General features: G+C 68.6%; 11 protein-coding genes. 8 read left to right on the forward strand and 3 right to left on the reverse strand.

The window, feature by feature from the left end; genetic code table 11:
• Positions 1 to 3 precede the first annotated feature (3 nt).
• A complete protein-coding gene (locus JNUCC0626_RS42195) occupies positions 4 to 270 on the reverse strand; it encodes a GlsB/YeaQ/YmgE family stress response membrane protein (protein WP_394616226.1) in 267 nt (88 codons plus the stop codon).
• 136 nt (positions 271 to 406) lie between these two features.
• Here JNUCC0626_RS42195 and dxr point away from each other — a divergent pair, with 136 nt between their 5' ends.
• From dxr to map, 7 genes are all read left to right on the forward strand, one after another.
• Positions 407 to 1,537 (forward strand): 1-deoxy-D-xylulose-5-phosphate reductoisomerase, encoded by a 1,131-nt coding sequence (gene dxr / locus JNUCC0626_RS42200; RefSeq protein WP_394616227.1) that lies wholly within the window; start codon positions 407 to 409, stop codon positions 1,535 to 1,537.
• 7 nt (positions 1,538 to 1,544) lie between these two features.
• Positions 1,545 to 2,756: a M50 family metallopeptidase gene (locus tag JNUCC0626_RS42205; protein ID WP_394616228.1), complete on the forward strand. Its 1,212-nt coding sequence runs from the start codon at positions 1,545 to 1,547 to the stop codon at positions 2,754 to 2,756.
• A 50-nt stretch (positions 2,757 to 2,806) separates the two neighbouring features.
• Complete coding sequence (gene ispG / locus JNUCC0626_RS42210; protein ID WP_189154492.1) at positions 2,807 to 3,937, forward strand: flavodoxin-dependent (E)-4-hydroxy-3-methylbut-2-enyl-diphosphate synthase; 1,131 nt, start codon at positions 2,807 to 2,809, stop codon at positions 3,935 to 3,937.
• Positions 3,938 to 4,418: 481 nt separating this feature from the next.
• Complete coding sequence (locus tag JNUCC0626_RS42215; protein WP_394616229.1) at positions 4,419 to 5,270, forward strand: GNAT family N-acetyltransferase; 852 nt, start codon at positions 4,419 to 4,421, stop codon at positions 5,268 to 5,270.
• Between the two features lie 18 nt (positions 5,271 to 5,288).
• Positions 5,289 to 7,079 (forward strand): penicillin-binding transpeptidase domain-containing protein, encoded by a 1,791-nt coding sequence (locus JNUCC0626_RS42220; protein ID WP_394616230.1) that lies wholly within the window; start codon positions 5,289 to 5,291, stop codon positions 7,077 to 7,079.
• Positions 7,079 to 7,207 (forward strand): hypothetical protein, encoded by a 129-nt coding sequence (locus JNUCC0626_RS42225; RefSeq protein WP_394616231.1) that lies wholly within the window; start codon positions 7,079 to 7,081, stop codon positions 7,205 to 7,207. Before JNUCC0626_RS42220 ends, JNUCC0626_RS42225 begins: the two co-directional genes overlap by 1 nt.
• A 10-nt stretch (positions 7,208 to 7,217) precedes the next feature.
• The gene (map, locus tag JNUCC0626_RS42230) at positions 7,218 to 8,075 is read left to right on the forward strand and encodes a type I methionyl aminopeptidase (protein ID WP_394616232.1); all 858 of its coding nucleotides are present in this window, start codon (positions 7,218 to 7,220) and stop codon (positions 8,073 to 8,075) included.
• On the opposite strand, the gene JNUCC0626_RS42235 is transcribed toward map, so the two are convergent.
• Positions 8,062 to 8,742 carry an alpha/beta fold hydrolase gene (locus JNUCC0626_RS42235; RefSeq protein WP_394616233.1) on the reverse strand — a complete coding sequence of 227 codons (681 nt, stop codon included), beginning with the start codon at positions 8,740 to 8,742 and terminating at the stop codon, positions 8,062 to 8,064. The genes map and JNUCC0626_RS42235 overlap by 14 nt on opposite strands.
• 28 nt (positions 8,743 to 8,770) lie before the next feature.
• Here JNUCC0626_RS42235 and JNUCC0626_RS42240 point away from each other — a divergent pair, with 28 nt between their 5' ends.
• The gene (locus JNUCC0626_RS42240) at positions 8,771 to 10,273 is read left to right on the forward strand and encodes a cobyric acid synthase (RefSeq protein ID WP_394622219.1); all 1,503 of its coding nucleotides are present in this window, start codon (positions 8,771 to 8,773) and stop codon (positions 10,271 to 10,273) included.
• Here JNUCC0626_RS42240 and JNUCC0626_RS42245 read toward each other — a convergent pair.
• The gene (locus tag JNUCC0626_RS42245) at positions 10,197 to 11,090 is read right to left on the reverse strand and encodes an EamA family transporter (protein ID WP_394616234.1); all 894 of its coding nucleotides are present in this window, start codon (positions 11,088 to 11,090) and stop codon (positions 10,197 to 10,199) included. The genes JNUCC0626_RS42240 and JNUCC0626_RS42245 overlap by 77 nt on opposite strands.
• Positions 11,091 to 11,119 lie beyond the last annotated feature (29 nt).

The raw sequence follows: 11,119 nt of genomic DNA on the forward strand, positions 1-11,119 counted from the left end.
CGGCTAAGCGTGGCTTCGCCTGCCGGTCACCAGTCGGTAGATGCCCAGCAGGATCAACGATCCGACGATCGCCAGGATCCACGTCCGGATCTCGAAGAACGACCCGAGATCGGTCCCGAAGAGCGCGGATCCGATGAATCCGCCCAGGATCGCGCCCACGATGCCGATCAGCATCGTGATGATGATTCCGCCCGGGTCTTTGCCCGGCATGATCGCCTTGGCGATGGCTCCGGCCAGCAGGCCGAGCACGATCCATCCGAGGATGCCCACGGAGAGTCTCCTTCCAACGACTTGACGACGCTGGAATGCCCTCGAACTGGTGACTTCACACCTCCAAAACCGGTCCGTTATCAAAGTAACGGGCTGTGCCGAGGCTCTCAGGCACTCTCCGGAACAATGAGGGGCGATGAGTACTCCACGCACTGTCCTGATCCTGGGGTCGACCGGCTCGGTCGGGACCCAAGCGCTCGACGTCATCCGGCGCAACCGCGACCGCTTCCAGGTCGTCGGGCTCGGCGCGGGCGGACGTCAGCTGGACCTGCTCAAGCAGCAGGCGGCCGAGTTCGACGTGCCCGTCGTGGCGGTGGCCAACGGGGCCGAGGTGCCCGGTGTCAGGACGCTGACCAGCATGGTCGACCTGATCGAGGCCGCACCCGCCGACGTCGTGCTGAACGGCATGGACGGGTCCAGGGGGCTCGAGCCGTCGCTCAAGGCCCTGGAGACCGGGGCGACGCTGGCGCTCGCGAACAAGGAGTCGCTCATCGCGGGCGGACCGCTCGTGCTGGCGGCGGCGAAGCCCGGCCAGATCGTGCCGGTCGACTCCGAGCACTCCGCGCTCGCGCAATGCCTGCGGGGTGGCACCGAGAACGAGGTGCACAAACTGGTCCTCACGGCGTCCGGCGGGCCTTTTCGCGGCAAAACGCGCAAAGAGCTCGAAGCGGTCACCATGGCCGAGGCGATGGCGCACCCGACGTGGTCGATGGGCCAGGTCGTCACCATCAACTCGGCGAACCTCGTCAACAAGGGCCTCGAGCTGATCGAGGCGCACCTGCTGTTCGGGGTCCCGTACGACCGGGTCGACGTCGTGGTGCACCCTCAGTCCATCATTCACTCGATGGTCACCTTCACGGACGGCTCGACGCTCGCGCAGGCGTCGCCTCCGGACATGCGCCTGCCGATCTCACTGGGGCTGGGGTGGCCCGAGCGCGTCGCGGGTGCCGCGCCCGCCTGTACCTTTGACACCGCCTCCGCGTGGACTTTCGAACCCCTGGACGACGTCACGTTCCCAGCGGTCGAGCTCGCGCGGCAGGCCGGCACCGCGGGCGGTTGCGCGCCCGCGATCTACAACGCCGTGAACGAGGAGGCGCTCGCCTCCTTCGTCGCCGGCAACACGTCGTTCCTGTCGATCGTGGACACCATCGGCCAGGTTCTCGGCGAGGCGAACGAATGGCATCACGACCCCGCGGACGTCGCGGAGGTCATGGCCGCCGAGGACTGGGCACGCGCACGTGCCCGCGAGCTGGTTGGAAGGAACTGAACTTCTCGTGAACACATTCATCAACATCCTCGGGGTGCTGTTGTTCGCGTTCGGCATCGCGGTGTCAATCGCGTTGCACGAGTTCGGGCACCTGCTGACCGCGAAGGCCTTCGGCATGAAGGTCACCCGCTACTTCATCGGCTTCGGCCCGAAGCTCTTCTCGTTCCGCAAGGGCGAGACCGAGTACGGCCTGAAGGCGATCCCGGCCGGTGGTTTCTGCGAGATCACCGGCATGACGGCCCTCGACGAGGTGCATCCGGACGACCGCAAGCGCGCCTTCTACAACCAGAAGGTGTGGAAGCGCGTCGTCGTGCTGTCCGCCGGGTCGATCACGCACTTCATCCTCGGCTTCATCATCCTGCTGTTCCTCGCGATGTCGCTCGGCCTGCCGAACAACAAGGAACTGCCCGTTCTCGCCGAGGTCACGCCCTGCGTGCAGAACCACACGGTCGGCCTCACCGCGCCGTGTCAGCCCGGCGCCCCCGCTCCGGCCAAGGACGCGGGCATCCAGCCCGGTGACGAGGTCGTCGCGATCGCCGGAAAGCCGATCGCCACGTGGACGGAGATGATCAAGGCCACGCAGAGCCTGAAGGGCCCGACCGAGTTCAAGGTGCTGCGCGACGGCAAGGAACTCGCGCTCACGGTGAACGTGCCGCAGGTCACCCGCGAGGTGCTCGACGGCAAGGGCGGCCGCGAGGTCAAGGAAGTGGGCGCCATCGGCGTCACCTGGAAGCAGAACTTCGAGTACAGCCCGCTCGCCGCGGTCCCGGCGTCCATCGCGTTCACCGGCGACATGTTCGTGAACACCTGGAAGGGCCTCATGCGCTTCCCGGAGCGCATCCCGGCCGTGGTGAAGGCCATCGGTGGCGGAGAGCGAGACCTGGACACGCCCATCTCAGTGGTCGGTGCTTCACGGCTGGGTGGTGACGCGGCCGAACGCGGCCTGTGGGCGTTCTTCATCCTTATGCTCGCGGGCCTGAACTTCTTCGTCGGTGTGTTCAACCTCCTGCCGTTGCTCCCGCTTGACGGTGGTCACATCGCCGTCAACCTCTACGAACGGGTGCGAGACTGGATGAGGAAGCTGCGCGGGAAGCCCGCCGGAGCCCCGGTCAACTACATGCGTCTGCTGCCCCTCACCTACGTGGTCATCTTCATCGGCGGCGCCATCACGCTGCTGACCGTGACCGCCGACATCGTCAACCCGATCAGGTTGCAATAAGTGATCCACGGAAAGGTGCACAACCCATGAGTGACGGCGTGATGCTCGGAATGCCGGCACTGCCGCCGCCGGTGCTGTCGGAACGACGCAAGACCAGGCAGTTGATGGTCGGCAACGTCGGTGTCGGCAGCGAGTTCCCTGTCTCCGTCCAGTCGATGACGACGACGCTCACGTCGGACGTCAACGCGACGTTGCAGCAGATCGCGGAACTCACCGCGGCCGGCTGCGACATCGTCCGCGTCGCCTGCCCCTCGCAGGACGACGCGGACGCGCTGCCGGCGATCGCCCGCAAGTCCCAGATCCCGGTGATCGCCGACATCCACTTCCAGCCGAAGTACGTCTTCGCCGCCATCGAGGCTGGTTGTGCCGCAGTCCGGGTGAACCCTGGCAACATCCGCAAGTTCGACGACCAGGTGAAGGAGATCGCGGCCGCCGCCCGCGATCACGGCACGCCGATCCGCATCGGCGTCAACGCGGGTTCGCTGGACCCGCGCCTGCTCGCCAAGTACGGCAAGGCCACGCCCGAGGCGCTGGCCGAGTCGGCCATGTGGGAGGCGTCGCTCTTCGCCGAGCACGACTTCCACGACATCAAGATCTCCGTCAAGCACAACGACCCGGTCGTCATGGTGCGCGCGTACGAACTGCTGGCCGAGCAGTGCGACTACCCGCTGCACCTGGGCGTCACCGAGGCCGGCCCCGCTTTCCAGGGCACCATCAAGTCGGCCGTGGCCTTCGGTGCTCTGCTGCGGCAGGGCATCGGCGACACCATCCGGGTGTCGTTGTCCGCGCCGCCGGTCGAGGAGATCAAGGTCGGCCACCAGATCCTGCAGTCCCTGAACCTGCGCCCGCGCAAGCTGGAGATCGTCTCCTGCCCGTCGTGCGGCCGCGCCCAGGTCGACGTGTACACGCTCGCCGAGCAGGTCACGGCCGGTCTGGAGGGCATGGAGGTGCCGCTGCGCGTCGCCGTCATGGGCTGCGTCGTCAACGGGCCTGGTGAGGCTCGCGAGGCCGATCTGGGTGTTGCCTCCGGCAATGGCAAGGGGCAGATCTTCGTGAAGGGCAAGGTCATCAAGACCGTGCCGGAGCACGCGATCGTGGAGACGCTGATCGAGGAGGCCATGCGCCTCGCCGAGGAGATGGAGCCGGTCGAGGGCGAGTCCCCGGCCGTCACCGTCGGCTGATCCACATCGAACATCTGAGGGCCGTCTCCGCTTCGCGGGGGCGGCCCTCAGGCGTGTTTGGGCGTGGCGTCGCTAGGGCCGGGCGCCGTGGGCGGAGGGCATCATGTGCGGCGTGCGCCGTGTGTGTGGCGTGTGTGTGGCGCACTCTGTGTGTGGAGAGCAGAGGCCGCGCCCTGCGCGCCGCCGCTTGCCGTGCGTTCCGCACGGCACCACCACCCGCACGTGACCGCTCGCACGTGACCGCCACCGTGTGCCGCCGTCTCGCCGTGAATCCGCACTCCGCCGCCAGCACGCCCTCGCCGCCAGCACACCCCACCGCCGCGCATCCCCGCCGCCCGCGCATACCCCTACCGTGCGATGCCGTGGTCACCCGTCCCAGCCCTCCGGAGACGTGCGCGAACGCGATGATCACCGTGTGTCTGGGCACAGGCGCACTGTTGGCTGATGTCACCGGGACGTTTCATCTGGCACGCTAGGTGACGTGCTGAGGCTGGCCGGAGCGCGCGTTCTCGACGAACGCGACCTGATCGACGTGCGCGGGGTGTTCGACGCCGACCCCGTGGCGGCGTGCATGGTCGCGGCCAGGGTCGAAGTCGCCGGCCTCGACCCGTGGCGTCTGGGCGGCGAGATGTGGGGGTCGGACTCCAAGCCGATCCGCGGCAAGATCGAGGGTCTCTGCTTCTCCGGTCCCAACCTGATCCCGCTCAAGGGCAGCGCCGCGGCCATGCGGATGTTCGCCGACCGGGCCCGCCGCAGGGGCCGCATGTGTTCCAGCCTGGTGGGGCCGGCCGAGCAGGTGCTGACGTTGTGGGACGAGCTCCAACCGGACTGGGGACCGGCGCGTGAGGTGCGCGGCGACCAGCCGTTGATGGCCATCTCGGGCACGCCGAAGATCACCCCGGACCCGTTGGTCCGGCAGGTTCGGCCCAGCGAGATCGGGCGGTACCTGCCCGCCGCCATCTCGATGTTCATCGAGGAGGTCGGCATCGACCCGTGCGGTGAGGACGGCGGCGCGGGCTACCGGGCTCGGGTCAGCGAGCTCATCGCGGCCGGGCGGGCGTTCGCGCGGTTCGAGCACGGTGAGGTCGTGTTCAAGGCCGAGATCGGGGCCATGTCGTCCAAGGTCGGGCAGATCCAGGGGGTCTGGGTGCGGCCTGACCGGCGGGGCGAGGGCATCGGCACGGCGGGCACGGCGGCGGTGGCGGACCGGCTGACGCGGGTGCTGAACAGGACGGCGAGCCTTTACGTCAACGGCTACAACCACGTGGCGCAGGCCGCGTACCGCCGAATCGGTTTCGAACAAGTCGGGCAATACGCCACTGTCCTCTTCTGAACGGGCATACTCGCGCGAGTGCGCCTTCTCGCGACGATCACGGTTCTGCTGGTGACGGTGAGCGGCTGTGGGCTGTTCAAGTCGGAGCCCGGGCCTCCGGAGATCACCAACGACTTCCTGGCGAAGCTCGCGTCCGGTGACGTGGCCGGTGCCGCCGGGATGACCGACAACCCGAACGACGCCAAGGAGACCCTCGAGAAGTTCCGGGGTGCGCTCAAGCCGGAGGGGTTGAGCAGCAAGGTCGACCAGATCCGCAAGAACGGCGAGCTGGCGTCGGAGGCCTCGGTCACGCTCGACTGGAACCTCGGCAAGAACCGCCACTGGACGTACCCGACCAAGTTCGACGTGCGCCAGGAAGGCGACACGTGGAAGGTGCACTGGGCGTCGTCGGTGGCGCACCCGAAGCTCGCGCCTCAGCAGACCATCAAGCTCACCGAGCTCACACCCGACCCCGCGCCGGTGCTGGACCGCGACGGCACGCCGTTGCTCGCCCCCGAACGCGTCGTGTCGGTGCTGCTGGTCGCGAAGGAGGCCGGTGACCTCGGAACCGTCACCAAGGCGCTCGCCGACGCGCTGAACCCGCTCGACCAGGCCATCACCCAGCAGACCATCACCGACGGCGTGGGCAAGACGCCGGAGGGGCAGGCCTACCAGGTGGCCGCGTTGCGCGACGCCGACTACCAGTCGGTGAAGCCGAAGATCTACGAACTGCCCGGCGTGCGGTTCAGCTCGCAGACGTCGTTGCTCGCGCCCAGCCGCAACTTCGGCTCCCAGGTGCTGCCCGCCGTCCGCAAGCTGATGGAGAACGACATCGCGGGCAACGCGGGCTTCCGCGTCAGCACCGTCGACGCGCAGGGCAGCGAGGTCGAGGAACTGCACTCGAAGGCCGCCGAACCCGCGAAGGCCGTCAACGTCGCGCTGTCCCGGATCGTCCAGGCCGCCGCCGAGGACGCCGTCGAACCCGAGAAGCTGCCCACGATCCTGGTGGCGATCCAGCCGTCCACCGGCGACATCCTGGCCGTGGCGCAGAACGACCCGGCCGACGCCCAGGGCGCCCTCGCGCTGACGGGTCGCTTCCCGCCGGGCTCCACGATGAAGGCCGTCTCGGCGCTCGCCGCGCTCCAGTCCGGCAAGGTCAACGCCGACACCCCGCTGCCGTGCCCCGGCAAGACCACCATCGACGGCCGCCGGATCGTGCCCAACTCCAACGAGTTCGACAAGGGCACCATCCCGCTGCACTCGGCGTTCGCGTTCTCCTGCAACACGACCTTCGCCCAGCTCGCCGTCGACATGCCGCCGGACCTGCTGCCCAGCGCCGCCCTGTCGCTCGGCCTCGGCGTCGACTTCGACATCCCCGGCCTCACCACGATCACCGGCTCCGTGCCGCCCGCCACCGACGTGGTGGAACGGGCAGAGGACGCGTTCGGTCAGGGCAAGGTGCTGGCGTCGCCGTTCGGCATGGCGCTGGTGTCGGCGTCCATCGCCAAGGGCTCCATGCCGATGCCACAACTGGTGCGGGGCAAGGAGACCAAAGCAGACAAACAGCCCACCGCACCTGCCGCGGCGGTCCTGGATCCGGTGCGCGCCATGATGCGCGAGGTCGTCGAGGCGGGCACTGCACCGCAACTCAAGCCGTTCGGTGACGTGCGCGGCAAGACTGGTACCGCACAGTTCGGTGACGGCGTGCACTCACACGGGTGGTTCATGGGCTACCGAGGCGATCTGGCGTTCGCGACTTTGGTGCTCAGCGGAGAAACTTCGACTCCAGCCGTGGACGTGGCGGCGAGGTTCCTCAAGGCGGTGCCGTGATGAGCAAGACCAAGGAGTTGACGTTGCGCGAGCGCCTGATCCGGGCGGGCGTGCTGCTACCCGCGCCGCGGCTGCCGGAGCCGCGGGCGGAGGACCAGGTTCAGAGCGCGGACCGACTGCAAGGCTAATGTGGAGCTCATGGCTGTTCGTGCTCCTCTGCAACCCGGTGTGCAATCCCCGCGTCGTCAGGTGCCCTCGCGCATCGTGCGTCCCGAGTACGTGGACAGGCCCGCGCCGCAGAAGAGCACCGACCCGTGGGTGCAGACGCCCGAGATCATCGAGGCCATGCGCGTCGCCGGCCGCCTCGCCGCCCAGGCGTTGCAGGAGGCCGGCAAGGTCGTCGTCCCCGGCGTGACGACGGACGAGATCGACGCGGTCGCGCACGAGTTCCTGTGCGACAACGGCGCCTACCCGTCGACACTCGGCTACCGGGGCTTCCCGAAGTCGTGCTGCACCTCGCTCAACGAGGTCATCTGCCACGGCATCCCGGACAGCACGGTCGTCGAGGACGGCGACATCGTGAACATCGACGTGACGGCGTTCATCGGCGGCGTGCACGGCGACACGAACGCGACGTTCTTCGCGGGCAACGTCTCCGAGGAGGCCAAGCTCCTCGTCGAGCGCACCCACGAGGCGACCATGCGCGCCATCAAGGCCGTGAAGCCCGGCCGTGAGCTCAACGTCGTCGGCCGCGTCATCGAGGCGTACGCCAAGCGGTTCGGCTACGGCGTGGTGCGCGACTTCACGGGGCACGGCATCGGCCGCACGTTCCACAGCGGGCTCGTGGTGCTGCACTACGACGAGCCGTCGGTGAAGACCGTGCTGGAGCCCGGCATGACGTTCACGATCGAGCCGATGATCACCCTCGGGGACTACGAGGGCGAGATGTGGGACGACAACTGGACCGTCACCACCAAGGACAAGCGCTGGACCGCGCAGTTCGAGCACACCATCGTCGTGACCGAGACGGGCTCGGAGATCCTCACAGTCTGTTGATGACGGACCGCAGTGCGGCCGCGACCGTCGAGGGCGACGTCGCGGCCGCCAGGTGATGCGACTCGACGCGCTCGACCGGCCAGCCCAGCGACTCGGCGCGGGCGGCGGCCTCCTCGTAGAACGGCGACAGCAGCACGTACCCGCACGCCCCGGTCCACTCGACGCTCGGGCGCTGCTCCTTCATGAACTCCCAGGGCACCTCGGGTGCCTCGTCGCGCATCTCCTCACGCAGCTCGGCGGGCACCAGGCGCAGCGGATCCGAGTCGAACCAGCGGTCCCAGCGCGGCAGGCGGCCGTCCCGCACCGACGCCTTGACCTGGCGCACCAGCACCGGATCGACGGTCTCGCGCCAGGCGAGCCCCGGCGTCGGCAGGTCGGAGTCGAGGAACACCAGGCCCGCCACGTCGAGTTCCAGCGCGTCCGCGAAGCCCGGCAGCAACGGGCCCGCGCCGCTGTGGCCGACGAGCACGAGCGGTCCCTCGACGCCGGAGTCCTCCAGGGCGTCGGCGAACGCGCCGATCAGGCGCTGGTGCACGGGTGCCTCGTTGATCGTCATCTGCAGGTCGACGAGCAGGACGGTCGCGCCGTCGGAGGCCAGTTCGTCGGCTAGCGGGCGCATGCTCGAAGGGCCGAGAAACGGGCTGTGCATGAGCACGACGGAGACCATGGGGGTGATGATGGCAGCATTGGCGTCCATGCGAGGCGCGATGTTGATCTGTGGGACGACCTCGGACGCGGGCAAGAGCGTCCTGGTCGCCGGTCTGTGCCGCTTCTTGGCACGCCAGGGCGTCGACGTCGTGCCGTTCAAGGCCCAGAACATGTCGAACAACTCGTTCGTCACACTCGACGGCGGCGAGATCGGGCGCGCGCAGGCCCTTCAGGCGCGGGCGGCGTTCAAGGAGCCGAGCGTGCGCTTCAACCCCGTGCTGCTCAAGCCCGGCAGCGACCGCACGTCCCAGGTCGTGGTGCTCGGCCAGGCGGTCGGCACCGTGTCGGCGATGAGCTACCGGGAACGCAAGCAGAAGCTGCTCGACACGGTCCTGTCCACTTTGGATGGTTTGCGGCGCGACCACGAGGTCGTGATCTGCGAGGGCGCGGGCTCGCCGGCCGAGATCAACCTGCGCCCCAACGACATCGCGAACATGGGTCTGGCCACCAGAGCGAACCTGCCCACGCTGGTCATCGGGGACATCGACCGCGGCGGGGTGTTCGCGCACCTCTTCGGCACGGTCGCGGTGCTCGACGCGGCCGACCAGGCGTTGATCTCCGGCTTCGTGGTCAACAAGTTCCGCGGGGACGCCAGACTCCTCGAACCAGGCCTCAAGCAGATCGAACAACTCACGGGTCGTCCGGTGCTCGGCGTGCTGCCGTGGCGCGAGGAGTTGTGGCTCGATGCCGAGGACTCGTTGTCCTACAACGCGGACGGCGTCGTGGGCAGGCCGCGACCGCCGATCAGGGACTGGCTGCGGGTCGCCGTGATCCGCCTGCCGCGCATCTCGAACGCCACCGACGTCGAGGCGCTCGCCTGCGAACCCGGTGTGTCCGTGCGGTTCGTGACGGAGCCGTCCCGCCTCGAGGACGCCGACCTGGTCGTGCTCCCGGGCTCGAAGGCGACCGTCGACGACCTCGCGTGGCTGCGCGAAACCGGCCTGGCACAAGCGATCCAGCGCTTCGACGGCCCGATCCTCGGCATCTGCGGCGGCTTCCAGATGCTGGCGAAGCGCATCGAGGACGACGTGGAGTCCAAACAGGGCAGCACAGCAGGCCTCGGCCTGCTCGACGTCGACATCCGCTTCAACTCGAAGAAAACCCTCGCCACTCCGGAAGGAGAGGCCTGGGGCGAGCCCGTCACCGGCTACGAGATCCACCACGGCCAGGTCGTGCGCAGCACCGAACGCCCGGTGATCGGCGACGAGGGAGCGCAGACCGACCGGATCGTCGGCACGCACTGGCACGGCCTGCTGGAGAACGACGCCTTCCGCCGCAAGTTCGTCGGCTGGGCCGCGGCCGTCGCGGGCCGGGACTTCGAACCGGCGCCCGACGTGAGCTTCCAGGCCGCCCGCGAGGCCCAGCTGGACCTGCTGGGCGACCTGGTCGCCGATCACCTCGACACGAAGGCCGTCATCGACCTGCTGGAACGAGGGGCTCCGGCAGGACTGCCGTTCGTGCCGCCCGGCGCCCCAGCAGCTGCGGAATAGCGAGCCCGGCCAGCACGAGCCCACCGGCCCCGAGCTGCACCGCGCTCATCTGCTCGCCGAGGATCGCCCAGGCCGAGAACATCCCGAACACCGGCACCAGCAACGAGAACGGCGCCACGACCGACGACTCGTACTGGCGCAGCAGGAATCCCCAGATGCCGAACCCGAGCAGCGTCGAGATCCACGCGACGTACCCGACGGTGGCGACGCCGGACCAGTCGAGGCGGCCGAGCGCGCTCATGTCCTCGGTCAACGCCGACAGCGCGAACAGCGGCACCACCGCCACGGCGCTCACCCACACCATGAACCGCAGCGTGTCGGTCGGCCTCGCGTAGCGCATGAGCACGTTCGACACGCCCCAGCACGCCGCCGCCAGGATCACCAGCGCGAAGCCGAGCAACGGCGACGAGGCCCCGTAGTCCCACGCGATCAGGCCGATGCCCGCGATCGCCAGCGCGATCCCGGCGACCTGCACGGACTTCGGCCGCTCGTGCAGCACGACCGCCGCGATCGCGGTCGTGAAGATCACCTGGCTCTGCAGCACCAACGAGCCCAGGCCCGCCGGCATCCCCACCTTCAGGCCGATGAACAGGAAGCTGAACTTCGCCACGCCGAGCACCAGTCCGACCGCGATGATCCAGCGCCACGGCACCGAAGGCCGTCCGACGAAGAAGATCGCGGGCACGGCGGCGGCGAGGAACCGCAGGGCCGAGAACAGGATCGGCGGGAACTCGTCGAGACCGACCTTGAGCACCACGAAGTTGAAGCCCCAGATGGCGGCCACCAGCACAGCGAGCAGGACGTGACGTGGACTCATGCGGTCAAGCTTGCGCGCGCTAACTATTT

Origin of the sequence: Lentzea sp. JNUCC 0626 (assembly GCF_043632865.1) — a bacterium.
GTDB lineage: Bacteria > Actinomycetota > Actinomycetes > Mycobacteriales > Pseudonocardiaceae > Lentzea.